Genomic DNA, 25,289 nt, shown 5'->3' with positions numbered 1-25,289 from the left:
CCTTCCGGCGGGAGGGGCCCCTTTCCGGTTAGTGGAGGCTGCGTCCTTCGGGAAAGCCATACATCAGATAATGGGCCAGTGGTCCTGATTCATAGCCTGCCACATCAGGGTGACGGGCCAGATAGGCGTGGCTGTTCCAGACATGAAGCCTGCCAGACCGGGAACGGATCAGGGGCAGGCCCTCACGAAAATAGATGTGAACCTCATCCCGGTAGAGAGTCTCATACTCGTCATGGGAGCGGAGAAGCATGTGGCAGAGATGACTGCCCGGGCAGTGTGGTCTGGAGAGGTGAGCAAGAATCTTCTGCCGGTCAAATACATCGTCAGGGCTCTCCATTTCGGGCATCAGTTTTGCCCGGGAGAGGTCGATCATTTCCTGATAGGGCCGGTTGTGGCTGTGGAGATAGACAAAACGTGTCATTTTCACATCCGTGGTGTTGGCCAGAGCAGGGGCATGGTGCCCATTGTCGATGGTGGCGTCGTGGTAGGCGGGCACGAAGCCTTTGTGAAAATGACGGTTGGGGGCGTACCAGCCTTCATGTCCGTCCCCAGGCAGGTTGAACAGGCTCAGCTCGATGCGGAAGGGGCAGCCCCAAGGCTTCAGGCGTGCAAACTCGGCCAGAATGTCTGCCTTTCCTAGAGAAAGCCCGGTCTCCGTAAAAACGCAGAGCAGTTCATCGCAATCTACCGGCAGGGCGAAATCATACTCTGCATCCTGATTCAGGGAGCGTATGACGTTCGTGAAATGCCCGCCCTTGTTCTGGAAATCAAACGCCGTATCCAGATCCCGCCGGACATGGGCGCCGCATCGTTCGGCTTCATCCAGCAGGGCCAGAGTGGTGACCTCTTCCGATCCGTTATCAAAGATGAGAAGATTTTCCATGCCGAAGAGGCAGGCATAATGGGTCAGCCAGCGGGCAAGGCGGGGCCCCTCATCCTTCTGCATCATCATGACCTTGACGATGGGGGGGCGGGCTGGAGCGGTAATTTTTGTCGGGGAGGATGTTTGCCGCTGGTCCGTCATGCTATAGGAGTGTCAGAATTATCATGATTGGTCCAGCAAGGATATGGCGTGTCAGACGATTTGATTAAGGAAGTGGAAGAAGAGCAGCGTCTCCTGCGGCTCAGATCCATGGCCCTCCGTGTGGGCGGCGTGCTGGTGGTTCTTCTGGTGCTGGCTGGTGTTGCCGGTGGTGTATGGGGATGGCAGCAGCACCGGCTCCATACGGCTCAGGCCGTGGCGTCGGACCGCTATTTCGAGGCCATGAAGCTTCTTGGTGATCTGAATGCTCTGCCGTCTGCTGAAAGTGATGCACGACAGAAGGCCGAAGGCATTTTCTCGGATCTGGCCCAGTCCGCCCCGCAGGGTGTACGCAGCTATGCCGCCATGTATCTGGCCGAGCTGAAAGAGCAGGATCATGACCGTTCCACAGCGTTGAAGCTGTGGCAGCAGGTGGTGGATGATCGAGCTTCCGAAAGGTCTCTGGCGTTGATGGCGCAGTATCGCCTCCTGAATGCCCGGATGGGTATCGCTCCCAGGGATGAGCTGAGGCGTGGTTATCAGGCGCTCGTTCAGACAGGGGGAAGCTGGGTCCCTCTGGCGAAGGAAGGGTTGGCCGTGCTGGACCTGAGGGACGATGCCAAACCGGAGGAACGGGCAGAGGCACGCCGCCTGCTGCTGGAGGTTCAGACATCAGCGGACAGCACGGATGATTTACGGCGTCGGGCCGGACTATTGTTGCAGACTTTGGGAGAGGCTGGATGAACCGCCATTTTTCTTCACTGCCGGGGATGGGGGGCGTAAAGGCTTCCCGTCGTTCTCTTCTCAAGGGCGCCTGTTCATTTGCTGCCATGACGGGGCTGGCGGGTTGTGGTGCCTTCTCGGACGATCCGAAGAAAACGGTTCTGCCGGGCAGACGGATTGACGTTCTGTCAACCGGGGCAGGTCTGGCCGTGGACACGCATGATACAGCCCCCATCACCCTGCCTGCCGTACAGCCCGTCACTGCATGGATGCAGGAAGGGCGGACAGCGTCGCATGAAGCGGTCAATGCAGTCTGGAATGGTACGCAACAGCTATGGAATGAGTCGGTTGGCTCCGGTGTCAATCGGGTTGGCTGGCTTTCCATGGTGGCGTTTGTCCCCAATCGCAAAGGGGCCTTGCAGTCCCCGCCCGTGATTGGCGATGGTCGCATGTTCACGGTGGATGCCCAGGGCGTCATCCGGGCCTGGAGCTGGCCGGAGCGCAGGCAGCTCTGGCACCTCCAGCCAGCCCGCAAGACCCGTTCTACCAATATTGGCGGTGGCCTCGCCCTGGTGGGGAATACGCTTTATGTCGTTGATGGCGTGGCGCAGGCCCTGGCGCTGGATGCTGCCACGGGTCGACAGAAATGGGCCGTGGATATCGGGACGCCGGGGCGCTCCGCCCCGACTGTTGTCGGTGGTCTGATGGTTTTCACGACCATTGATGCCCGCCTGTACGCTCTGGATGCGGCAACGGGCCAGCAGCGCTGGACCTATCAGGCGACCGATGTCAGCACGACCCTCTTCGGGGCTGGGGCTCCGGCCATTGTCAATGACATTGTGGTGGCTGGTTTCGGCAGTGGTGATCTGGTGGCCCTGCGTGCAGCTTCTGGCGAGGTTGTCTGGAGTGACAGCCTTGGCGGAGGCAACGGGCTGGGCGCCATGTTGGATTTCGCCTGCGTGCGTGGGGGGCCTGTCGTTGTTGGCGGGACAGCCTATGCCATATCTTTGTCTCGTGTGCTTGTGGCCATCGACATGCGCTCGGGGCGTCGTCTGTGGGAGCGGGAGGTCAGTGGTCAGTCGCCGCTCTGTGTTTGTGGCGAATGGCTGTATCTCATCTCCCTGGACCAGCAGCTGGCCTGCCTGGACCGTGTGACGGGACAGGTACGGTGGGTCAAACAGTTGCCCCGTTTCAAAAAACCGGAGCATGAGAAGGGTCCCATCCAGTGGATGGGACCGATCATGCTGAACAACAGGCTTGTCTGTCTTTCCAGCATGAACCGTGGTGGCATGGTGATCGTGAATGCCAGGACGGGCCAGGAAGAAGGAAAGATAGAAACACCGTCATCCTGCCAGGTACAGCCGATTGTCTGTGATGGACAGCTGCTCGTTCTGAGCGAAGATGGTGTTCTGCGCGCTTATGGTTGATCCCGCTGGGACAGGCAGGCTGCCTGTCGTCGTTATCGCAGGGCGCCCCAATGTGGGGAAGTCCACCATCTTCAACCGGCTTGTCGGGAGGCGTCAGGCGATCGTGTCGGACGAGCCCGGTGTGACGCGGGATCGCAAGGACGGCGTGGCCATGCTGCGTGGTCGCCGTGTGCGGCTCGTGGATACGGCAGGGCTGGAGGAAGCAGCTCCCGAGACGTTGTTTGGCCGTATGCGGGCTTCGTCCGAGCAGGGGATCGCACAGGCTGATCTGGTTGTTTTCTGCGTGGATGCACGGTCTGGCATCACACCTGCTGATGCACATTTTGCCAACTGGTTGCGGCGGCAGAACCGGCCTGTCCTCCTCGTTGCCAACAAGGCCGAAGGCCGGGCCGGTGCAGAAGCAGCCATGGAGGCCTTCTCTCTTGGGCTGGGAACCCCGCTTGCCATGTCTGCTGAACATGGTGAGGGACTGGCCGACCTGATGAGCGAGATCGTCAGCCTTCTGCCGGATGAGGAGACACTCGCCGAGCAGGATGGAGAGAAACCGCTGCGCCTTGCCATCATTGGCCGTCCGAATGCTGGAAAATCAACGCTTCTGAACAGCCTTCTGGGCGAGGAGAGGATGATCACGGGGCCGGAAGCTGGCCTGACACGTGATGCTGTCAGTGTCATGCTTGAGGACGAGGCCGGGCCGATCGAAATCGTTGACACGGCTGGAATGCGGAAGCGTGCCCGTGTTCAGGAAGGGCTGGAGCGTGTCTCTGTTTCAGCCTCTATTGAGGCCATGAAAATGGCTGAAGTGGTTGTGCTGGTTCTGGATGCAGATCGTGGTGTTGATGAGCAGGACCTCCAGATTGCCCGTCTGATTGAGCGGGAGGGGAGAGCCTGTGTTCTTGCTCTCAACAAGTGGGATGCCGTCAAGGAGCGTCAGGCAACACGCAAGGCGATTTCTGATCGTATCGAAATTTCACTGGCGCAGATGCGTGGGATCGAGGTTGTGACATTCTCGGCTCTGACAGGCGAGGGGCTGCACCGCCTTCTGCCGGCCGTCCGAAGGGCCAGCGAGGTCTGGAACGCCCGTGTGGGCACGAGCGATCTTAACCGCTGGTTTGAGGAGGCGGTGGAACGTCATCAGCCGCCGCTGGTGGATGGGCGCCGACTGAAGTTACGCTACATGACACAGGCCAAAAGCCGCCCGCCAACCTTTGTGCTGTTTGGCACAAGGGCGGAGCAGCTGCCGGACAGTTACAAAAGATACCTCATAAATGGGTTGCGGGAGACCTTCCATCTTCCCGGCACGCCGATCCGGCTTCTGCTGCGGGGGAGCCGTAATCCATTCGTGAAGCAGGATGAGCGATAATTTATTGAATTTGGAGCAATAACGTCCATAATCGCCGCACGCCCCGATGCCGGAGGGGTGTGTGACCTTTATGAATGAGGAGTTATCATGGTAGGAGTAACGCCGGCAGCCAGGAGTGGGGGCGGTGCCTCTTCGTCTCAGAAGACGACAGGGCGTGCTACGTTTCTTGGCATTCTTGCGGCCCTTTCCGGGTTGATGTTTGGGTTGGATACAGGCGTTGTCGCTGGTGCTTTGCCGTTCATTGCGACTGATTTCCATGCTGGTGCTGCCATGCAGGGGTGGATCGTGTCGTCCATGATGGCTGGTGCTGCTGTTGGTGCTACATTTGCTGGTCGCATTTCCGTTTCTTTTGGTCGCCCGGGTGCCATGCTGGGCGCTGGGATCCTTTTTCTGGTTGGTACGCTTTTCTGTGCGTTTGCTCCCGGGGTGGCCCTGCTCATCACAGGGCGTGTCCTGCTTGGTCTGGCTGTTGGCGTGGCAGCATTTGCAGCGCCGCTCTACATTTCTGAGATCACGGTCGAATCGGCCCGTGGTGCCATGATTTCTTTCTATCAGCTGATGGTTACGCTCGGGATTTTTCTGGCATTCGTGTCCGATAGCATCCTGTCCGAAGGTGGGCACTGGCGCTGGATGCTCGGGATCATGGGCGTTCCGGCGGCCCTGTTCCTCGGTGTAGTGCTGATTCTGCCGCACAGCCCCCGCTGGCTGATGATGCGTGGTGATACGGAGCGTGCCCGCAAGGTGCTGCGTATGCTGCGTTCTGACGAGGAAGTGGCGGAAGCAGAGCTGGCCGATATCAACGACCGCCTCTCCAAGAGCAGTGATGCCGGATATGGGCTGTTTCGCAGCAATCCGAACTTCCGTCGTTCCGTGTTTCTGGGTATCACCCTCCAGATCATGCAGCAGCTGAGCGGAATCAACGCCCTGCTTTACTACGCACCGCGCGTGTTCGAAGCTGCCCATTTCGGGACCAATGCTGCCGTGTGGGCCACGACACTGGTCGGGCTGACCAACATGGTTTTCACAGGTGTGGCCATCCGATACGCCGACAGGTGGGGCCGTCGTCCGCTGCTGTTGACGAGCTGTGTCATCGTCGGTGCTTCGCTGGTTGGTGTCGGTGCAGTGCTGGCTTTTGGTGGTGGCAGCCTGGCCGCTTCCATCCTGCTCTGCGCTCTGATCCTTGTCTTTGTGGCCGGTTTTGCCATTGGTGAGGGACCGCTTGTCTGGGCCCTGTGCTCCGAGGTTCAGCCGACACGTGGCCGTGACTTTGGTATCGGCTGTTCCACGGTGACAAACTGGGTGGCCAACTGGGTTGTTTCCAGCATTTTCCCGCTGATGATGCTGGCGATGGGTGCGTCTTGGACCTTCATCCTGTTTGCAGCGTTCAATGGCCTGTTCGTGCTGATTACTCTGGGTTTTGTCCCGGAGACGAAGGGTGCTTCGCTGGAGCGGATCGAAGCGAATCTTTTTGCAGGGGTGCCCCTGCGTAAATTGGGAGAACCAGAGGGTAATGGGCAGTAAGATGGCAGATCCTAGCCTTGAGGGAGAATACGACCCGGAGAGGCACGCAGGCCTTTACGGGATGCAACGCTTCAAGGCGATGTCATCTGTCATTCTGGCATTGATGCTTTCGATCCTGGATTATTCCGTTGCGAATGTGGCCCTGCCCACCATCGCAACGGATCTCCACTCTTCTGCTTCGCAGGCGATCTGGGTCATCAATGCCTACCAGCTGGCCAATCTGGCCTGTCTCCTGCCATTGGCCGCCATTGGGGCCAGGGTTGGTTTCGGGCGGATGAGCCAGCTGGGAATTGTCCTGTTTCTCATTGCGTCTGTGGCCTGTGCCATGTCGCAGAACATGCTGGAGCTGACGCTTGCCCGGGCTCTTCAGGGTGTTGGCAGCTCCTGCATCATGAGTGTGAATATTGCGCTTGTGCGCTTCATTTATCCGCACAAGCTCATAGGCAAGGGGATTGCGCTCAACGGGCTGTTCATCGGCCTGGGTGTGGCGCTGGGGCCGACCATCGGCTCCTTCATCCTCTCCATTGCCTCCTGGCCCTGGATTTTCTGGGTGAATCTGCCGCTGGGTGGCATTGCCATCCTTCTAGCCAGCAAGGCTCTGCCCAAAACGCCGCGGAGCGACGTGAAGGTCGATATCCCTGGTTCCTTGCTCACGGTGGCTTCTTTCGCCCTGCTGGGGATCGGGCTGGACAGCCTCATGCATGGTGATCTGGGCTGGGGTGCCGGGTTGACGGGCTGGAGCCTTGTCAGCTGGTGGCTTCTTCTGCGCTGGCAGAAAAAGCGGCAGGAGCCTATTGTGCCGCTGGACCTGCTGAAGCGTGTGCCCTTTCTGCTGGCCTGTCTGGTCAGTTTCTGTGGGTTTGTGGCTTCGAACCTGTATATTGTGGCCATGCCTTTCACGCTGGCAGTGGCTTTTCATAAAAATCCGGCCACAGTCGGTCTGTTGATTGCACCGTGGGCTGTGGGCGTGGCGGTGATGTCTTTTATTGTCGGAAAGATTGCCGACCGTTTTCCGGCAGCTCTGCTGTCTTCCATTGGGCTGCTGGTGACATGTCTTGGCTTTGTGCTTCTCTGTACCCTGCCGCTGGATGCCGATAACACGGCCATTGCCTGGCGGACGCTTCTGGCTGGCATGGGGTTTGGCTTTTTCCAGCCACCGAACAACCGGGCCATCATGGTGACAGCCCCTCCCGGCCGGGAGGGCGGTGCAAGCGGGATGCTTTCCGTGGCCCGTCTTTCAGGGCAGACGACAGGGGCATTGCTGGTCGCCGGGCTGTTCACCCTGTTCCCTCATCCTGCGTTCATCTGTCTCGGAGCCGCCGCTGCCGTGGCTTTCTGTGGAGCAGCATTGAGTGCAGGGCGGACGCTCTTCAGAAGGCGCACGACCTGAGCAGGTCGCTCGATACAGGTCAGTCTGTTGTATGAAAAATCCCCGGGGTGCTGGTTCTGCCCCGGGGATTTTTCATGTCGGCCCTCTCACGCTCATGGAGCAGATCAGGTTTAGTGCCAGAATGTCGGGCTGGCCCCCAGGATGAAGGCGGCTGCCAGGACGAAGCCTATTGCGACGTTCTGCCGGAAGAAGTGCAGACAGAGAGGAGCATCATAGGGCGAAAGCCGGACAGTCTGACGGCCCAGCAGGAGGCAGGCCAGCAGGAAAGGCAGCCAGAAGAGTGGGTGCAACCCGGCCTGTAGAGCCGAGAGTGCAAACAGGCAGAGGGCTAGGGCGTAACAGCTGCCTACGAAGAGGCGGGCATGGTTCAGCATCAGGCGGGAGGTGGATTTGACCCCGATACGGGCATCATCCTCCATATCCTGAAAACCATAGATGGTATCGAATCCCAGCTGCCAGATGATGACGCCGCCGTAGAGCAGCAGGCCCGGCAGGTCCAGAGTGTTCTGGCTGGCCGCATAGCCCATGGGAGCGCCGAAGCCGAAGGTGAATCCCATGACAAGCTGGGGCCACCATGTCAGTCTTTTTGCGGCCGGGTAGAAGGCGACAAGGATCAGCGCCAGAGGTGCCAGCATCCAGCAGATGGGCGGCAGGGCGAGCAATACGGCCAGCCCTCCGAGTAGCAACACTGCCAGCAGAGCCAGCCCCTGTGTCAGGTTGAGTGCGCCGCTGGCCAGGGGCCTGCCTGCCGTGCGTGAAACCTGGGCATCAATTTTGCGATCCCAGATGTCGTTGATGACACAGCCCGCCGAACGCATGAGCAGCGATCCGATGGCGAAGAGCGCCGTATAGAAGAGCCGGCGTTCCAGAGGGGGCCCTTGTGGGGCAAGAAAGATGCCGAACACGCCGGGCAGCAGCAGCAGCCATGTACCAACGGGACGGTCCAGCCGGGCAAGCAGTGCATAGGATCGCCAAGGGTCTGGCAGCCGGCCGATCAGGCCATTGCTGCGGATATCGGTATGAAGATGGGTCTGGGACATGGGATGAGTGATTGGCCAGAAACAGGATGAGGTCAATATTTTATCGCAGATGCTGGAAAGTGAGTGGGGAAAGCGGTATGCCCGAAACATGAGCCGTACTGATCCACGCCTTTTTATTGTTGATGCAGAGTCTCCCTGGCAGGAAGGGGAGACGGTGTCCCTGTCTGCCGGTCAGGCCCATTATTTGGGCAAGGTCATGCGTCTTCAGCCGGGCGATGGTGTGGTGCTGTTCAATGGCCGGGATGGCGAGTGGCAGGCGACTGTCGAGGGGCTGAAAAAAAATCAGGGCACGGTGCGCCTTACGTCCTGTCTGCGGCCCCAGCAGGATACAGAAGGGGTGGAGCTTCTTTTTGCGCCACTCAAGAGGGATGCGACGGAGCTGCTCATCCGCATGGGGACAGAGCTGGGTGTGACACGCTTTCGCCCCGTCCTGACAGCCCGGACAAACACACATCGCCTGAATCTTGAGCGGTTGGGGCTGATCGCACAGGAAGCTGCCGAACAGTGTGAGCGGCTGGATGTCCCGACCCTCATGCCGCTGGAGCCTCTGGCGGCTGTTCTGGCCCGCTGGCCGGTTCGGCGCAGGCTTGCCGTGGCGCTGGAGCGCCATGGGCAGGGAGGGCCTCCCGCTGGCTGTGATGCATTGCTCATCGGGCCAGAAGGAGGCTTTGCGGAGGAAGAGGTCCAACGGCTTTCCCGGCATGAGGCCATACAGTCTTTTTCGCTCGGCCCCCGGATATTGCGGGCAGATACGGCAGCCTGTGCTGCCTTGGCCCAGATCGGAGCAGCCAACCGGCAGGCATGAACGGCCCGAGGCTGCTCGAATATGTGTCGGTTCTCTTGAATGAAGGTAAATATGCCCCCTAGTATAGGGGGTATCTGGCTTACGGACAGTCTGAGCGTCCTGCGGCATAGCGTGGTGAATTTTAGCCGATAAGGGTTTGTGCATGTCCAATCCAGGTGAAAGCAATACGACACTGATCGAGAGCAGGGCGCAGCTTGTCGAGGTTCTGGCTCGTGGCTGCAAGCCGAAGGCTGAATGGCGTATTGGGACAGAACATGAAAAGTTCGGGTTCCGTCTGCCAGAACGGGCCAGAGGAGAGCTGAAGCCGTTTGCGCCACCAGCGTATGAGCCGGATGGCATCGGTGCCCTGCTTGGCGCTCTGGAAGGGCCGAACTGGCAGGCCATCCGTGATGATGGCCATTTGATAGGCCTGAAAGGTGCGGGCCCGCACAAGGGGCGGTCCATCTCTCTGGAACCTGCGGGACAGTTTGAGCTCTCCGGTGCGCCTGTCAGGACGGTGCAGGAAACCGAACAGGAGATGATTGCCCATTTCAGGCAGATCACCGGGCCTGCGCAGGAGCTGGGCCTTGGTTTTGCGCCTCTTGGTTTTCAGCCTCTCTGGCCCCGGGAGGCCATGCCGTGGATGCCCAAGAGCCGGTATGCCATCATGCGCCGCTACATGCCAGAGGTCGGGCGTCGTGGGCTGGACATGATGACACGGACCTGCACTGTGCAGGTGAATCTGGATTTTTCCAGCGAGGCAGACATGGCCCGCAAAATGCGGGTGTCGCTCGCTCTCCAGCCTCTCATCACGGCCCTGATGGCCAATTCGCCGTTTGCTGATGGCAGGCCGACAGGGCGTCTGTCCAACCGGGCCTATATCTGGCTGGATACGGACAATCAGCGCAGTGGTCAGCCGACGTTCTTTTTTGAGGAAGGCTTCGGGTTTGAGCGCTACGTGGACTGGGCGCTGGATGTCCCTATGTATTTCGTCAATCGTGAAGGGCGGAATATTGATGCCGCAGGCTGTTCGTTCCGTAAATGGCTCGATGGTGTCGAGCAGGAGCCGTTGGCAGGCCTGCGCCCAACGGTCGGGGATTTTGAAGACCATCTGACGACACTGTTCCCTGATGTCCGGCTCAAGCAGTTTCTTGAGATGCGTGGTGCCGATGCTGGACGGCCAGACATGATGGTGGCCCAGTCTGCGTTCTGGGTGGGGCTGCTATATGACGAAGATGTGCTGGCTGAAGCCGAACGGGTGGTGAAGGAGCAGTCTTGGCTGCATTATCAGTCTCTGGCGGAGCTTGTTGTCGAACAGGCCATGGATGCTCCTTTCCCGGGCGGGCTGCGTCATCTGGCAAAGCGTATTCTGACACTGGCCGAGCAGGGACTTCAGAAACGGGGCCATGGGGAGGAGTATTATCTTGCTCCGCTCTATGAGATTGCTGATGGTGCCAAAACACAGGCGGAGCGGTGGCTGGAGCGGTACCATGATGTCTGGCAGGGTGATGTCCGGCACATTTTCCGGGAAGCGGATATTTCCTTGTGAGGAAAGGAAGCGTGGTGATGGTGGTGCGGCGTCTTGTCATGGCCTGCGGCGTGGCTTTTGCTGTGGGGGGGATGGGTCTGCTGGGGAATCCGGCACTGGCGGCAGGCGTTCCCCTGACCCAGGCCCAGCAGGGATGGGTTCACAGAATTGAGTCCAGCCTTGCGGCGACGAAGACATTTCAGGCCCGGTTTGAGCAGGTGACCGAGCATGACGGGACATCCACCGGGACAGTTCTGCTGGAGCGGCCGGGAAAGATGCGGTTTTCTTACGATCCTCCCAGCCCGCTTCTGCTTGTGGCCAATGAAGGCAAGGTCGTGTTTCAGGACCGCAGCATCGGTCAGATCACGACAATCCCTCTGGATCATACGCCATTGGGTCTTCTTCTGCGGCCGGATCCCCGTTTCTCGGGGGATGTATCCATTCTGGGGTACGAACAGCAGAATAGCGAGATCCAGTTGCGGGTGACACGGACGGAAAATCCGGGTGAAGGCGAGATGACGCTCTTTTTCTCCACCCGTCCGCTCAGTCTGAAAGGCTGGACAGTGCTGGATGCTCAAGGGCACAGGACGATCGTGCATTTTTCCAGCGTGCAGACCGGCATCAGCGTTCCGTCTTCAAGTTTTGTCCTGCCAAAGGATGAGGACTAACCGCCCTTTTTCTGTCTGGCCAGCTCAAGTGCCCGGTTATAGACGGTGCGCTTGGGCAGGTTGACGATCCCTGCTATCAGCGCTGCGGCATCCTTGACGGAGTGGGTTTTCAGGGCATCCTGCAAGGCCTGGTCGAGCTCCTGTGCTCCCGTATCGTCTGCGGCTGGTGGACCAAGAAGCAGGGTGATCTCTCCCCGTGGGGCTGTTTCTTCAAAATGGGCAATGAGTTCGGCAAGACTGCCCCGGATCATTTCTTCAAAATGTTTTGTCAGTTCACGCCCTACGGCCGCAGGGCGGTCTGAGCCGAATACCTGCTGCTGTGTTTTCAGTGTTTCCAGAAGTCGGTGCGGTGATTCATACCAGATGAGCGTGGCAGCCAGACCAGCCTGTTCGGCAGCACGCAGGGCGGTAAAGCTGTGTCGGCGGGCCTCTCCCCGGGGAGGAAAGCCCAGAAACATGAAGGGAATGGGAGGCAGGCCGGAGAGTGTCAGAGCCGTGACGGCAGCATTGGCACCGGGCAGGGACGTGATGGCGATATTTTCTGCCTGTGCGGCCCGGACGAGGCGGTATCCGGGGTCCGAAACAATGGGTGTACCGGCATCAGAGACCAGGGCCAGACATTCTCCCTGCTGGAGGCGCTCAATGAGGGCGGGGATGCGGTCCTGTTCATTATGGTCATGGAGAGGGAAGAGCTGGTTGCTTATGCCATAATGCCGCAGCAGTTTTGTGGTAACGCGGGTATCTTCACACAGGATGGCATCAGCGGTCCTTAAAGCATCAAGGGCACGCTGGCTTATGTCGGCGAGGTTGCCGACAGGCGTTGCCACCAGCACGAGCTGCCCGGTAGAAGAAGGAAATGTTCCGTGATCGGGGGGAGTATATGGTTTCTCAGACATCGTTATCCTCAATGAGCCGCTCTGGCCTTTATAGCCGTGGTGGGCAGGGGCGCGGCAAGAGAGGAAACGGCCAGGCAGCATTGGCCGTTGGTATTTTCATGTTTCTGGGAGCCTGCTCCGGGGAAAATGGTCATGAAAGGAAACTGGCCCCGGTGGCAGCCGCTCCGCAGCCAGTGGAAAAACCAGCCCGTGTCGGGCTGATCGTACCGTTGAGTGGCCCTCATGCTGCCATCGGCCTGCGCCTGAGGGATGCGGCCCGGCTGGCTCTGCCGGACAACCAGCCTCCTCCCATGGATGTATTTGACAGTGCCCAGCCAGCAGGGCCTGCCCATGCCGCCCAGCAGGCTCTGGAGGCCGGAGACAGTATTGTTCTGGGGCCGCTTACGGCAGGTGATACGCAGGCCGTGTCCTCTGTCCTGCAGCCAGCGAATGTGCCGGAGCTGGCTTTCACCAGTGATGTGGCTCAGGCCAGACCGGGTGTCTGGGTCATGGGACTGACGCCAGAGCAGCAGGTTCGTCGTCTTGTTGACGCTGCCCGGGTAGAAGGACGGAAGCGTTTTGCTGCGTTTCTGCCAGATACGGCGCTGGGGCACGCCATGGGGGAAGGGCTGACCCTGGCCTGCCAGGAGGCTGGGCTGGATGTCCCGCAGATTACGTTCCACAGCAGTGACATCAATGACATCACGCAGAAAATGGCGCAGCTGAGCCGTCGGCCGGTTGCATCTGCCGGTACTGCACAGGGGGCGGCCACGGCGGAGAGCGGACCTTCTGCCATTGACCCTCTGAATGAGGGTGATGAAATGACGGTTTCTTCCTCCCGGCCAGCCCAGAAGGACCAGACCGCTTCGACCCCTTCGGAGGTCAGCCCGCCGCCATTTGATGCCCTGCTTCTGGGTGATACTGGGCTGGATCTGGCCCGTGTGATCGATGCGCTGAAGAACAACCAGCTTCTGGTTCCTCAGGTTCGTATTCTTGGTCCGATGCTCTGGCGTTCCTTTGACGCCAAACTGGGGGACCTGCGCGGTGCCTGGTATGTGGCGTTTGATGAGAAACAGCGCAGTGGCTATGTGCAGAGTTATCAGAATGCCTATCAGCAGAAGCCTTCTCCTGTCGCAGATTTTGCCTACGATGCGGCCGCTCTGGCTGGCGCCCTGATCCGCCAGAACAAGCTGAATGTGGCAACACTGACCCAGCGTGAAGGCTATCTGGGCGTGAATGGTCTCTTCCATCTGCGTCCGGATGGCCGGATGATTCGGGCGCTGGGCATCTATCAGATTGCTCCGGGTGGGGGCAGCCAGCTGATCGTCCCAGCCTCCCGTGATCTGACATCGCCATCATCTCTTTCCGTAGGGCCGGCCGTGCCGGGGCGGGGGACTGCCTCGGCATCGGCTGGTATGGCCGTATGGTCACCTGCAAAGCAGACAGCTGGAGCAGTACCGGCACAGGCTCAGGCTGGGAAGAAACCGGCCGCTCCTGATGTGGCGGTCTGGTCGCCATCCCGTCATGCGGGTGCTGGGAGCGGCACGTCCTCAACACCCTGACAGGTTTTGGCTTTTTGCCTGCTTCCATGGGAAAAACCCCCGTCTGCATGCCAGACGGGGGTTTTTCTGTAGGACGAAAAATCGTTTCAGCAGGACGTCATGTCAGGCTGATGCATGCAGGGGCAGAACGGGACGGATGGTATGAAGTGCTTCGGAGAAGGTCCGGTAACGGCCAAGCTCGTTGTCTCTCAGGCAGTCCGTGAGAACCCAGTAGGGACCACGCAGGCTGATGAGGTAGGCAGGGTCGGCATTTTCCCGAACCCAGATGACCACCAGGCTGGGATCGGCTGTCTGCTGGTCCGGAGATGATTCAATGGAGGCATCAAGAATGCCCATTTTCTCGCTGGCAATGAGCCATGTGGCCAGGTAGTGGCGATGATGGGAAAGGAGCTTCTGGCGGAATGGGACGACAACACCGCCCGCATGTTCCCGGGCGCTGGAGGAGGGGGCCGTGGCGTGTTCTGCCACGCGGAATGCTTTCTGAGCCATGTCAGCATCTCCTTCATGGGAACAGGGAAACCCCTGCTGCATCACAATCAGAACAACCCATGGTGCCGAAGCGCGCTATCTGAAAACTGAACAGGAAGGCTTGGCTGCTATGATCTTGTTCTCATTTTGCAATCCTACCATGTTTCGGACGCATGGCTAGGTAAAATTTACTTTTTCTTATTCCGGTAACAGGATTTTGCCCACCGCCGATGCAACCAGAGCCAGTTTTCCGGGCGTTTCGTAATCCATTGTTCCAGCTCATCATTCAGGAGCTGGGTCAGGTGACGAATCATGTCATGGCGGGAACGGGCTGTGCTGGCATGATCTTTCGGGTCAAGGCAGGACCCCACCTCCAGAACCAGACGGGCCGGGCCTTCCCGCCAGACATGCCCTGTAATGATCAGAGCATCGAATCTGAGGGCCAGGGCCGCAGCAGCCGGGGCTGTCATGGTAGGATGGCCGAAGAAGGAAACCTCAATCCCATCGTTCATTTTCTGGTCCCCCAGCACGCCAAGATATCCACCTCTGGCGAGATGGCGGACAGCATCCCGTGCTCCCTGCTTCCCTTTTGGGAAGAATGAAACGGGTGTGCCGACAATGTGGCGTCGCAGCCGACAGAGCAGCTGGTCAACCAGAGGGTTGTTGGGGGCACGGTAGAAAGGGGAAAAAGCCATGTCATAACGGGCAACAATCAGGGGCATGAGTTCCCAGTTGCCGAGATGGCCTGAAAAGAAAATGACAGGGCACCCGCTTTTGCGGGCCTGGTGCAGGAGTTCATCATTCAGGACACGCCAGCCGGGACCTGTAGCAGCCCCTTCCGGCAGGTCAGGAAGGTGGGGGAGTTCTCCCAATGTGCTGCCAATGTTCCACCAGCAGCCTCTGACGAGCCTCCGGCGTGTCTTTCGGTCCATCGTGGGAAAGGCACGGTGCAGGTTGATGTCGGCAATGCGGGATGAGGGAAGGCACGGCCCGACAAGAGCCGCCACGGTTCCTCCCAAACGGGAAGAAAGACCCGCAGGCAGCTTGCTGGCAAACCAGAGAAGCCCCTTCAGGCCCCATGCCTCAAGATAATGTTTCATGGGTGCGGGGCCGGGACATGAGAGGGGCAGTTACTCTGCCAGAAAGTGGTCAAGAAGTTCATCCATCAGCCTAGGGTTGCTCCATCGGGGTTCAACATCAAGGCTAACCACGAAATTCTGGAAGAGTGGGGGCAGTTTTACAAAATCTTTTTCCGTCGTGACCAGAACGGTCTCTGGCATATGGGCCAGCTGGGCCAGTTTCTTCAGTTCACGGGCCGAGTAGATGTGATGGTCAGGGAATGTGAGAGTCCGCAACAGGGTAAGGCCTGCATCCTGAAGGGTGGAGAAGAATTTCTGGGGGCGACCGATCCCGGCAAAGGCAATGAGCTGATAGCCCCGCAGCTTCTGGATGGCGGCGCCAGGGGAGAGGGTTCCTTTCAGGACAGGAAGGGACGGAGGCAGCTGCCCGGCGATATGCTGGCGGTCGTCACCGAGGATGACAGTGGCGTGTAGCCGGGGCAGGAGATCAGGAAGTGATTCCCGCAATGGCCCGGCAGGAAGCAGGCGCTGGTTGCCCAGCCCCGCCGGACCGTCAATGACCAGCAGGGAGAGGTCTTTGTGGAGGGAAGGGTCCTGTAGACCGTCATCCATGACCAGGCAGTCTGCCCCTGCTTCGATGGCCCGCAGGGCATTGGCTCTGCGGTCCGGTCCTCGCCATGTGGGGGCAAGGCGGGCCAGCAGGATGGTTTCATCGCCGACATCAACGGCCCTGTCCAGTGTGGGGGAGATCAGTCCTGTCTTTTTGGACCGGCCACCGTGACCACGGGTTAGGGCATGGGGAGTCCGTCCTCTCTGGATCAGCTTTTGGAGCAGATGGAGGCTCATGGGCGTTTTGCCAGTTCCGCCTACGGTGATGTTTCCACAGCATAGAACAGGAACGGGCAGCCTGAGTGAAGGCTGGGTCTGACGTTGCCTGGCGACGAACCCCGTCACTTTACTGAAAGGCAAAAGAAGATTGGAAAGCATGGTCGGGGCAGGGGTCTGCCAGAAAGAAGGGGCCGTCAGTTTCATCAAAATGCCTTTTTAGTCAAAATTGTGTCCTTAATAAGGCGAATTGCCTGCCTGCCTGCCTGATTCTGCTGAGGGGGCCTGGGGCTGGGAAGATGGCGGGCTTTCAGCCAGCGTGCGAGTGCCTCCTGATGCTCAACAGGATGGAGTGAGCCTGCATGACGGGCGCAGAGTGCTGTCCAGTTCTGCATGTATGGACCGATGGCCGTAGGGCGGCGGAAATGGAGGGATTCCAGAGGGTTGTGGCCTCCTCCGGGTGGGACAAGGGAATTGCCGATGAAGACCCGCTCGGCAAGCTGAAAGAAGAGGCCGACTTCTCCCAGCGTGTCGATGATCCATACATCATCCCCACCTCCAGGAACCTGTCCCTTGGAACGGCAGGGAGCCTGATGGGTCTGGGTCAGTTCTTTGCCTCTTTCAGGATGACGGGGGATGATGACGGTGAGCAGGTCAGGGCGTTCTTTTTTGGCCTGCCGGGCGGCTGCAATGATGATCTCTTCTTCGCCCGGATGCGTGGAAGCCGCCACAAAAATGGAGCGTTCCCCAAGTTGCCTGCACAGGGTGACAGCCTCGGATGCATCAAAGGGCAGAGGGGGCGAATCTTCTTTCAGATCCGCCGGGGGCAGGAGTGGCCCGATTCCGAATCGGGCAAAAGCCTGCGCATCATCCATGCTTCGGGGCATGATCCAGTGGCAGGCTTCCAGGAGGTGGCGCAGCAGGGGTGATGCCCACCGCCAGCGTGCGGCAGAACGGGGCGAGAGACGTGCATTGAGCAGCATGACAGGCAGTTTTTTTTGTCGGCTCAGGCAGAGCAGGCCCGGCCAGAGTTCACTTTCCGTAAGAACCAGCCCGATCGGTTGCCAGTATGCCATGAAACGCTCAAGGAGATGCGGGGCATCATAGGGGATGAGCTGATGGATCAGCCGCCCCGTGTGACTGGCCGGATGGGCGGCGACCGTTTCTCCACCGGTCAGGGTGGCTGTTGTCATGAGGATGGTCAGCTTTGGGCTGTCTGCCAGAAGCTGACTGACAACAGGCAGGATGCACCGGCTTTCTCCCACACTGGCAGCATGAACCCAAAGGAGCGGTCCGTCATGGGAGGGGCGGGGCATTCCTGCCCGGGCGAAACGTTCCGGCAGGCGGGTTCTGTTTTCCCTGCCCTGCTGCAGCCTTTTGCGGGCATGACGGCGGAGCCATGGCATGGCGGCATGGCCGATCAGCGACCATATTGTGAAAAGGGGGGCGGCCAGAGGCGTGAAGGAAGGGTAACGGCCCATTGCGTGTTCCATGCGGCACGGGTGGTGCATTTTCGCATCATCTCCCCAGCACAACGCAGAGGGAAGCGTAAAAACGTTTTCCTCGTGACGGGAGGGCCTTGCCGAGTGGCCAGCCTTGTGCGACGAGATGACCCACTTATTATATATCCAGGATTATCCTCAAGGGGGCTGACCATGTCAGAAACGGAAGCGCACACGCAGCAGGAAACAGCCAAGGGAACACTCATGGCTGGCAAGCGTGGTGTTGTCATGGGTGTGGCAAACAAGAACTCCATTGCCTGGGCCATTGCCAAGGCCTGTGCGGACCAGGGGGCTGAAATCGCCTTCACCTATCAGGGTGAGGCTCTGGGCAAGCGTGTACGTCCGCTGGCAGAAAGTGTGGGGTCCACCATGGTCCTGCCCTGTGATGTGAGTGATGACGCTGCCATCAATGCCACGTTCGATGAGGTCGAGAAGGCCTGGGGCAAGATCGACTTTGTCGTTCATGCCATTGGCTGGGCTGACAAGCAGTATCTGCGCGGGCGCTATGTGGATACCCCCCGTGAGGCTTTCCTCCAGGCGCTGGATATTTCCTGCTTCTCTTTCACGGCAGTGGCCCGTCGGGCTGCGGCCATGATGAATGCCGGTGGCTCCCTGCTGACCCTGACCTATCTGGGGGCAGAGCGTGTCATGCCGCATTATAATGTGATGGGTGTTGCCAAGGCAGCACTTGAAGCCTCCGTCCGTTACATGGCGGTGGATCTGGGTCGTGATGATATCCGTGTGAACGGCATTTCTGCCGGACCGATCATGACACTGGCAGCCAATGGCATCGGGGACTTCCGCTACATTCTGCGCTGGAATCAGGTCAATGCTCCGATGGAGCGCAATGTGTCCCTGAAGGATGTCGGTGGTTCCGGCCTGTATCTGCTGTCAGATCTTTCCAGCGGTGTGACGGGTGAGGTGCATCACGTGGATTGCGGTTACAACATCATTGGCATGAAGAACCCGGAAGCTCCCGACATGAGCCTCTCCTCTGGGGAATAAGAATAATGTCTGAAAACAGTTTTGGGCGTCTGCTACGTGTTACGACATGGGGAGAGAGCCACGGTCCAGCGATTGGCTGCGTGATTGATGGCTGTCCGCCACGCCTGAAACTGTCGGAGGATGACATTCAGCCCTGGCTGGAGAAGAGGCGGCCGGGCCAATCCCGTTACACGACGCAGCGGCGTGAACCGGATGAGGTGCGGATTCTCTCCGGGGTGTTTGAGGGGCAGACGACGGGCACCCCCATTTCCCTGATGATTGAGAATACGGATCAGCGGTCCCGGGATTATGGGGAGATTGCCCGGCAGTATCGGCCTGGCCATGCAGATATTGCCTATGATCTGAAGTACGGCATCCGTGACTATCGTGGTGGCGGGCGGTCTTCCGCACGGGAGACGGCCATGCGTGTCGCAGCGGGAGCCGTGGCACGGGTCATCCTGCGGGAGCTTGTCGGGCCGCAGCTGCTCATCCGTGGTGCCCTTACGGGTATTGGTGGGCAGTCCGTGAACAGGGAACGCTGGGATTGGGATGAGGTGGAACGGAATCCGTTCTTCTCTCCAGATGCGGGAATCGTTCCGGCGTGGAGCGAGCAGCTGGAAGAGGTGAGAAAGTCCGGATCCTCCATCGGTGCGACGCTGGAGGTCGTGGCGGAAGGCGTTCCTGCCGGGCTGGGGGCGCCTGTTTATGGCAAGCTGGACTCCGAACTGGCTGGCGGCCTCATGGGTATCAATGGTGTAAAAGCGGTCGAGATTGGTGATGGCATGGGGGTTGCCGCCCTCCATGGCGAGGAAAATGCGGATCCCATCCGTCCCTCCGATAATCCGATGGAGCCTGTATTTCTCAGCAATCACGCCGGGGGTATTCTGGGGGGTATCTCCACGGGGCAGCCTATCGTGGCCCGCATGGCGATCAAACCAACCAGCTCCATATTGCTGCCCGTACCGAGCATCACGCGGGATGGTGAGGCGGTGGATGTCCGGACAAAGGGGCGGCATGACCCCTGCATCGGCATCCGGGCCGTACCGGTGGCCGAGGCCATGATGGCCTGCATCCTGGCGGACCAGTTGCTGCGTAACCATGCCCAGTGTGGGTGGCTCTGAAAACTGTTGTTATTCAGCAGGAAGGGTGAGAGCTCGTTACAATATATAGTGTTCATTGTGAACGGGTTAACCCTATATATGCGAAAATGCATAAAACCTGACGAAAAACAAGCCTTGAAATATGCCCTTCATCCATGGGAGATGGGAGGACTGTTTAAGCCGAAAATGATGCCGAAATGAGGGGCTCGATTCATGACCATGCATGATGCGCAGACGTTCGCTCACCCGCTGGGTGGGACAGAAGAACCCGAGCTCTTCCCCAATGTTGTTCAGCTGCCGGGGCATCCGCCTGTGCGGACGACGCCGGAACGTGACGAGCGCCTGACAGACTTCGGTCGTGCCACTCTGGATGACCGCTACCTGCTGGAAGGTGAGACATATCAGGGGCTGTTTGCGCGCGTGGCATCCCGGTATGGAGCTGATGAGGGGCATGCACAGCGTATTTACGATTACATGTCCCAGCACTGGTTCATGCCAGCCACACCTGTTCTTTCCAACGGCGGGACGAATCGTGGTCTTCCGATTTCCTGTTTTCTCAATGAATCGGAGGACAGTCTCGAGGGGATTGTCGGGCTCTGGAATGAGAATGTCTGGCTGGCTGCCAAAGGAGGGGGGATTGGTTCCTATTGGGGCAATCTGCGGTCTATCGGGGAGAATATCGGCCGGAATGGTAAAACATCCGGTGTGATTCCCTTCATTCGGGTGATGGACAGCCTGACGCTCGCCATCAGCCAGGGCAGCCTGCGGCGTGGTTCCGCTGCAGTTTATCTGCCTATCTGGCATCCCGAGATTGAAGAATTCATCGAGATGCGCCGTCCCACCGGTGGTGATCCCAACCGCAAGGCCCTCAATCTGCATCATGGTGTGCTGCTGACGGACGATTTCATGCGGGCCGTGGCGGGTGATGAGGAATGGCCACTCGTTTCCCCCAAGGATCATAGCGTCATTCGCAAGGTGTCGGCCCGTGGCCTGTGGATACGCCTTCTGACAGCACGCATGGAACAGGGCGAGCCCTACATCGTGTTTTCGGACACGGTGAACCGTGCCCGGCCGGAACATCACAGGCTGGCAGGGCTGGAGGTGAAGACCTCCAACCTCTGTGCCGAGATCACCCTGCCGACGGGGATTGACCATCATGGCAAGACCCGTACGGCTGTCTGCTGTCTTTCATCCCTGAATCTGGAATATTGGGATGAATGGAAAGATGACCCGCACTTCATCAAGGATGTGATGCTGTTCCTCGACAATGTGCTGCAGGACTTCATCGACAATGCGCCGGATGACATGGCCCATGCCCGTTATGCCGCCATGCGGGAGCGGTCGGTCGGGTTGGGTGTGATGGGTTTCCATTCCTTCCTTCAGTCCAGGATGGTGCCCTTTGGTAGTGTCATGGCGAAGGTGTGGAACAAGAAGTTCTTTGAGCATATCTCGAAGCAGACGGCTGAGGCATCCCGCGAGCTGGCAAAGACACGGGGCCCGTGTCCGGATGCTGAAGAATATGGTTTTCAGGAACGGTTCTCCAACAGGATGGCCGTGGCACCGACAGCGTCCATTTCCATCATTGCGGGCAATGCCAGCCCGGGAATTGATCCCATCAGTGCCAACGTGTTTCTCCAGAAGACACTGTCCGGCTCCTTCACGGTGCGGAACCGCCATCTGGCGAAGCTGCTCCAGAAGTATGGGCGGGATACGGATGAGGTCTGGTCCTCCATCACATTGAGCAAGGGGTCCGTACAGCATCTCGATTTCCTGACACAGGATGAGAAGGATGTTTTCAGAACAGCCTTCGAGATTGACCAGCGCTGGGTGATTGAGCATGCTGCCGACCGTGCTCCGTTCATCTGTCAGTCGCAGTCGGTCAATCTGTTCCTGCCGGCGGATGTGCACAAGCGTGACCTTGTCCGCATCCATTACGAGGCATGGAAGAAGGGCGTCAAATCGCTGTATTATTGCCGCTCCCTTTCCATCCAGAGGGCCGATACGGTGTCCAATGTTGCCGTGAAGCGTGACATCATGGAGGGGGATGACGATCATCTTCCGCAGGCTACGCCACGCCATGCGGAGAGTGGTGCCGGGAGTTATGAGGAATGTCTCTCCTGCCAGTAAGGCGGAGGGTGTGAGGTGGGGCCTGCCCGGCATGGCCTCATCTCTGGATATTGGAGGGATTCAGCCTGGAAGGGCTGTGTCTCAAGGGAAAAAGGTTTCGCGAGATGACAGATGGCACTCCATTGCCGCCGGCCCCGGAAGCGGCCGAGCAGGCCAATCTTCTGGTTGAAAACCCGGTTTACAAGCCATTCCGCTACCCTTGGGCCTATGATGCCTGGTTGACCCAGCAGCGTCTGCACTGGCTGCCGGAGGAAGTTCCGCTGGCCGAGGATGTGAAGGACTGGCACCGTAAACTTTCAGAGGCCGAGCAGAATCTCGTCACGCAGATTTTCCGCTTTTTCACGCAGGCAGACGTGGAAGTGAACTCCGCCTACATGAAGTATTACAGTCAGGTCTTCAAGCCGACCGAAGTCCTCATGATGCTCTCCTGTTTCTCAAACATCGAGACCATCCATATTGCGGCCTATTCCCACCTGCTGGATACGATCGGGATGCCGGAGACGGAGTATTCCGCCTTCCTGAAATACAAGGAAATGAAGGACAAGTATGATTTCATGCAGTCCTTCAACATCAACAGCAAGCGGGATGTTGCCAAGACGATGGCAGCCTTCGGAGCCTTCATGGAGGGTCTCCAGCTGTTTGCGTCTTTTGCCATCCTGCTGAATTTCCCCCGCTTCAACAAGCTGAAGGGGATGGGACAGATCGTTTCATGGTCCGTGCGTGATGAAACGCTGCACTGCCTCTCCATGATCCGGCTTTTCCGCACCTTCATCCGGGAAAATCCGGAACTCTGGACGGAAGAATTCCGGGCTGAACTGGTGGAAATCTGCCGTCAGACAGTCGCCCACGAGGATGCCTTCATCGAACTGGCCTTCGAAATGGGGCCTGTGGAGGGCCTGTCTGCCGGGCAGGTGGAGCGCTACATCCGCTTCATTGCTGATCGCCGGCTGATCCAGCTTGGTCTGGACCCGATCTATGGCATCGAGGAAAATCCGCTGCCATGGGTGGATGACATGCTCAATGCGGTGGAACATACGAATTTCTTCGAGAATCGTGCGACTGAATATTCCCGTGCTTCCACGCAGGGGACATGGGAAGATGCCTTCGAAAGTGGTGTGTTCTCCTGAGAGGAAAGCAGGGAAATTACCCGTTATCTGAATGGTTTATGATAGGGCTGTCTTGACCGGGCCTGCTTTGCTGCTCATATGGACGGAAGTATTTTCTAATAGGGGTATGGGCTGCGTTCTGCCCGGCCATACGTTCTGAAAAGACGTATCCCGGAGGAAAGGCAGCCGCCCGAGACTGTCTGCTCCAGCGTGCTGGAGCAGGGAGAACTGGAGTTGTGCGTTTTGGTTTCTTCCTCATCAGAGCCCAACACTGTATCTGGCGGTGAGGCTGCGGGTAGAGAGGTCAAAGGGGAAGATGCCCTGAAGGCCCTTTCCGCCTATCTGGCCGATGACATGACAGCCTGCAATCAGGCCATCATTGACAGGATGCAGAGCTCTGTTCCGTTGATTCCCCAGCTGGGAGCGCATCTCGTGGCGGCTGGTGGAAAGAGGCTGCGTCCATTGCTGACGCTCGCTTCTGCCCGTCTTTGTGGTTATGGGGAGAAGGAGGGGGAAACACGCCATATCGGCCTGGCGGCCTGTGTGGAGTTCATCCATACAGCAACGCTGCTGCATGATGATGTGGTGGATGAAAGCACGCTGCGGCGTGGCATGGCCTCTGCCAATGCCCTTTTTGGCAACAAGGCTTCCGTGCTGGTGGGGGACTTCCTGTTTGCCCGCTCGTTCCAGCTCATGACGGCGGATGGATCGCTGGAGGTCATGGCCATTCTTTCAGCTGCTTCGGCAACGATTGCTGAAGGTGAAGTTCTCCAGATGTCCACCCAGAATGATCTTTCTACCCCGATAGAGCGTTATCTGGAGGTCATCCATGGCAAGACGGCGGCCCTGTTTGCGGCGGCATGTCGGGTAGGCGCCGTTGTGGCCGGGCATGGTCGTGAGGCTGAGCTGGCGCTGGAGCAGTACGGAACCAGCCTGGGTATGGCCTTCCAGCTTGTGGATGATGCGCTGGATTATGCAGCGGATCAGCAGGTGCTGGGGAAGACGGTCGGGGATGATTTCCGTGAAGGGAAGATCACGCTCCCGGTGCTGGCTGCTTATGAGCAGGGTACGGAGGAAGAACGCCAGTTCTGGAAACGTGTGATCGAGGATAATGAGCAGACAGAGGCTGATCTGCCTCATGCTCTGGAGATCATTGCCCGGAGGGATGCCATCCGTAAGACGATTGAAAAGGCCCGGGATTATGCGGCGCAGGCCGTGGAGGCGTTGTCCTGTTTCCCGGAGAGCGGGTTGAAAAATCTGTTGCGTGAGACGGTGCTTTATACGGTCGAGCGGGCCCGTTAAGAAAAAACGTCCCAGCCATTGGCGAATCCCAGCCAGGCGATGTTTCTGGCAAGCTCCTCTCCGTTCTGTGGATGAGCTGTCAGGAAGAAGCGGTCCGCCGGGCTGGACGGGCTGGCGGGAAGCGAGGCTTCCGTTACATCACATAACCGCCGGAGGGCCTGCTGGGCGACGGCGGGGGCGGGGTCCAGCCACATGATGCCCGCAGGGCCGAGGCGCTGGAAGTAGGGTAGCAGAAACGTATAGTGCGTGCAGCCCAGCCCAACAGCGTCAATGTCATTTCCACCGGGCTGCTGAAAGAGGCATGCGAGTTCCTGCTGCACTTCAGCCGGATCCAGCTGCTCGCCCCGAAAAGCCCGCTCGGCCAGATTGGCCAGATGGCGGGAGCCATGTATGAGCAGTCGGCAATCGGCAGCAAATTCGTCATGAAGCTGTTTGAGATAGGGGCGTCGTGCCGTGGCGCTTGTAGCCAGCAGACCGATGGTGCGGCTGGCAGAGACCCGTCCGGCCCAGCGGATGGGCGGGACACAGCCTACGACAGGCAGATCGAGCCGCTCCCGTAATATGGGCAGTGCCAAGGTGCTGGCCGTGTTGCAGGCAATGATGGCCAGAGCCGGTTCCAGTGTATCGCAAGCCTTGCAGACGAGGTCGGCAATGCGCTCCCGCAGGATATCATCCGGCTGTTCCCCATAGGGAAACAGGGCCGTATCGGCGAGGTAGTCTATTGTCAGGGAAGGGGCCAGACTGCGCAGCGCCTGAACAACACCCAGCCCGCCGATGCCTGAATCAAAGACCAGAATGCGGGGAGAGGATGGTGCAGGCATGGGCGTATCCGCTGAGACGTGATGGTGGGGCCTGAAAAGGAGAGAAAGGTTGCCCTCCTTTCATCGTCCTTTTCAG

The 25,289-nt window shown here is 58.9% G+C and carries 22 protein-coding genes; 14 read left to right on the top strand and 8 right to left on the bottom strand.

The features are described 5' to 3' along the window. Window positions 1-28 precede the first annotated feature (28 nt). Window positions 29-952 (bottom strand): glycosyltransferase family 2 protein, encoded by a 924-nt coding sequence (locus tag DTQ13_RS00420; RefSeq protein WP_248460714.1) that lies wholly within the window; start codon window positions 950-952, stop codon window positions 29-31. A 120-nt stretch (window positions 953-1,072) separates the two neighbouring features. On the opposite strand from DTQ13_RS00420, the gene DTQ13_RS00415 reads away from it, so the two are divergent. The 5 genes from DTQ13_RS00415 (at window position 1,073) to DTQ13_RS00395 (ending at window position 7,442) form a co-directional block, all read left to right on the top strand. After that, window positions 1,073-1,765 (top strand): tetratricopeptide repeat protein, encoded by a 693-nt coding sequence (locus DTQ13_RS00415; RefSeq protein ID WP_143539930.1) that lies wholly within the window; start codon window positions 1,073-1,075, stop codon window positions 1,763-1,765. Then, complete coding sequence (locus tag DTQ13_RS00410; protein WP_248460713.1) at window positions 1,762-3,171, top strand: PQQ-binding-like beta-propeller repeat protein; 1,410 nt, start codon at window positions 1,762-1,764, stop codon at window positions 3,169-3,171. The genes DTQ13_RS00415 and DTQ13_RS00410 overlap by 4 nt, the downstream gene beginning before the upstream one ends. Continuing rightward, a complete protein-coding gene (gene der, locus DTQ13_RS00405) occupies window positions 3,164-4,531 on the top strand; it encodes a ribosome biogenesis GTPase Der (RefSeq protein ID WP_043560004.1) in 1,368 nt (455 codons plus the stop codon). The genes DTQ13_RS00410 and der overlap by 8 nt, the downstream gene beginning before the upstream one ends. Window positions 4,532-4,618: 87 nt before the next feature. Further along, on the top strand, window positions 4,619-6,052 hold the full coding sequence (locus DTQ13_RS00400) for a sugar porter family MFS transporter (protein ID WP_043560006.1): 1,434 nt from the start codon (window positions 4,619-4,621) through the stop codon (window positions 6,050-6,052). A 1-nt stretch (window position 6,053) separates the two neighbouring features. After that, window positions 6,054-7,442: an MFS transporter gene (locus tag DTQ13_RS00395; protein ID WP_043561164.1), complete on the top strand. Its 1,389-nt coding sequence runs from the start codon at window positions 6,054-6,056 to the stop codon at window positions 7,440-7,442. Between the two features lie 110 nt (window positions 7,443-7,552). Here the strand turns inward: DTQ13_RS00395 and ubiA are convergent, their stop codons facing one another. Continuing rightward, window positions 7,553-8,482 (bottom strand): 4-hydroxybenzoate octaprenyltransferase, encoded by a 930-nt coding sequence (gene ubiA, locus DTQ13_RS00390; RefSeq protein ID WP_081563198.1) that lies wholly within the window; start codon window positions 8,480-8,482, stop codon window positions 7,553-7,555. A gap of 88 nt (window positions 8,483-8,570) precedes the next feature. On the opposite strand from ubiA, the gene DTQ13_RS00385 reads away from it, so the two are divergent. The 3 genes from DTQ13_RS00385 to DTQ13_RS00375 all read left to right on the top strand — a co-directional run bounded on the left by DTQ13_RS00385 (window position 8,571) and on the right by DTQ13_RS00375 (window position 11,462). Then, window positions 8,571-9,287, top strand: coding sequence for a 16S rRNA (uracil(1498)-N(3))-methyltransferase (locus tag DTQ13_RS00385; protein WP_154981411.1), 717 nt, complete (start codon window positions 8,571-8,573; stop codon window positions 9,285-9,287). A 142-nt stretch (window positions 9,288-9,429) separates the two neighbouring features. Continuing rightward, complete coding sequence (locus tag DTQ13_RS00380) at window positions 9,430-10,815, top strand: glutamate--cysteine ligase (RefSeq protein WP_043560012.1); 1,386 nt, start codon at window positions 9,430-9,432, stop codon at window positions 10,813-10,815. A 17-nt stretch (window positions 10,816-10,832) separates the two neighbouring features. Continuing rightward, window positions 10,833-11,462, top strand: a complete 630-nt coding sequence (locus tag DTQ13_RS00375; RefSeq protein WP_156878888.1) for an outer membrane lipoprotein carrier protein LolA — start codon at window positions 10,833-10,835, stop codon at window positions 11,460-11,462. Here DTQ13_RS00375 and rsmI read toward each other — a convergent pair. Then, on the bottom strand, window positions 11,459-12,358 hold the full coding sequence (gene rsmI / locus DTQ13_RS00370; protein WP_193699524.1) for a 16S rRNA (cytidine(1402)-2'-O)-methyltransferase: 900 nt from the start codon (window positions 12,356-12,358) through the stop codon (window positions 11,459-11,461). The genes DTQ13_RS00375 and rsmI overlap by 4 nt on opposite strands. Window positions 12,359-12,369: 11 nt before the next feature. Here rsmI and DTQ13_RS00365 point away from each other — a divergent pair, with 11 nt between their 5' ends. After that, window positions 12,370-13,899, top strand: coding sequence for a penicillin-binding protein activator (locus tag DTQ13_RS00365; protein ID WP_248460712.1), 1,530 nt, complete (start codon window positions 12,370-12,372; stop codon window positions 13,897-13,899). Window positions 13,900-14,001: 102 nt separating this feature from the next. Here the strand turns inward: DTQ13_RS00365 and DTQ13_RS00360 are convergent, their stop codons facing one another. The 4 genes from DTQ13_RS00360 to DTQ13_RS00345 form a co-directional block, all read right to left on the bottom strand. Then, complete coding sequence (locus DTQ13_RS00360; RefSeq protein WP_227449703.1) at window positions 14,002-14,388, bottom strand: hypothetical protein; 387 nt, start codon at window positions 14,386-14,388, stop codon at window positions 14,002-14,004. 167 nt (window positions 14,389-14,555) lie between these two features. Next, window positions 14,556-15,467 carry a lysophospholipid acyltransferase family protein gene (locus DTQ13_RS00355; RefSeq protein WP_248460711.1) on the bottom strand — a complete coding sequence of 304 codons (912 nt, stop codon included), beginning with the start codon at window positions 15,465-15,467 and terminating at the stop codon, window positions 14,556-14,558. Between the two features lie 30 nt (window positions 15,468-15,497). Further along, the gene (gene lpxK, locus DTQ13_RS00350; RefSeq protein ID WP_227449718.1) at window positions 15,498-16,433 is read right to left on the bottom strand and encodes a tetraacyldisaccharide 4'-kinase; all 936 of its coding nucleotides are present in this window, start codon (window positions 16,431-16,433) and stop codon (window positions 15,498-15,500) included. 44 nt (window positions 16,434-16,477) lie between these two features. Next, complete coding sequence (locus DTQ13_RS00345) at window positions 16,478-17,752, bottom strand: 3-deoxy-D-manno-octulosonic acid transferase (RefSeq protein WP_248460707.1); 1,275 nt, start codon at window positions 17,750-17,752, stop codon at window positions 16,478-16,480. Window positions 17,753-17,926: 174 nt separating this feature from the next. Between DTQ13_RS00345 and fabI the strand changes: the two genes are divergently transcribed. The 5 genes from fabI (at window position 17,927) to DTQ13_RS00320 (ending at window position 24,392) form a co-directional block, all read left to right on the top strand. Then, window positions 17,927-18,778, top strand: a complete 852-nt coding sequence (gene fabI, locus DTQ13_RS00340) for an enoyl-ACP reductase FabI (RefSeq protein WP_043560018.1) — start codon at window positions 17,927-17,929, stop codon at window positions 18,776-18,778. 5 nt (window positions 18,779-18,783) lie between these two features. Beyond that, window positions 18,784-19,878: a chorismate synthase gene (gene aroC / locus DTQ13_RS00335; protein WP_043560020.1), complete on the top strand. Its 1,095-nt coding sequence runs from the start codon at window positions 18,784-18,786 to the stop codon at window positions 19,876-19,878. Window positions 19,879-20,076: 198 nt separating this feature from the next. Next, on the top strand, window positions 20,077-21,984 hold the full coding sequence (locus DTQ13_RS00330) for a ribonucleoside-diphosphate reductase subunit alpha (RefSeq protein WP_373364576.1): 1,908 nt from the start codon (window positions 20,077-20,079) through the stop codon (window positions 21,982-21,984). A gap of 104 nt (window positions 21,985-22,088) precedes the next feature. Then, window positions 22,089-23,111: a ribonucleotide-diphosphate reductase subunit beta gene (locus DTQ13_RS00325; RefSeq protein WP_043560023.1), complete on the top strand. Its 1,023-nt coding sequence runs from the start codon at window positions 22,089-22,091 to the stop codon at window positions 23,109-23,111. 213 nt (window positions 23,112-23,324) lie between these two features. Next, a complete protein-coding gene (locus tag DTQ13_RS00320; RefSeq protein WP_373364575.1) occupies window positions 23,325-24,392 on the top strand; it encodes a polyprenyl synthetase family protein in 1,068 nt (355 codons plus the stop codon). Here the strand turns inward: DTQ13_RS00320 and murI are convergent. Beyond that, complete coding sequence (murI, locus tag DTQ13_RS00315; RefSeq protein WP_081563193.1) at window positions 24,389-25,213, bottom strand: glutamate racemase; 825 nt, start codon at window positions 25,211-25,213, stop codon at window positions 24,389-24,391. The genes DTQ13_RS00320 and murI overlap by 4 nt on opposite strands. Window positions 25,214-25,289: the final 76 nt, after the last annotated feature.

Source organism: Parasaccharibacter sp. TMW 2.1888 (assembly GCF_023167265.1).
In the GTDB taxonomy this organism is placed as follows: domain Bacteria; phylum Pseudomonadota; class Alphaproteobacteria; order Acetobacterales; family Acetobacteraceae; genus Bombella; species Bombella apis.
Note: the sequence above shows the minus strand (reverse complement) of the source record. Positions and strands in the feature narration are given on the sequence as shown.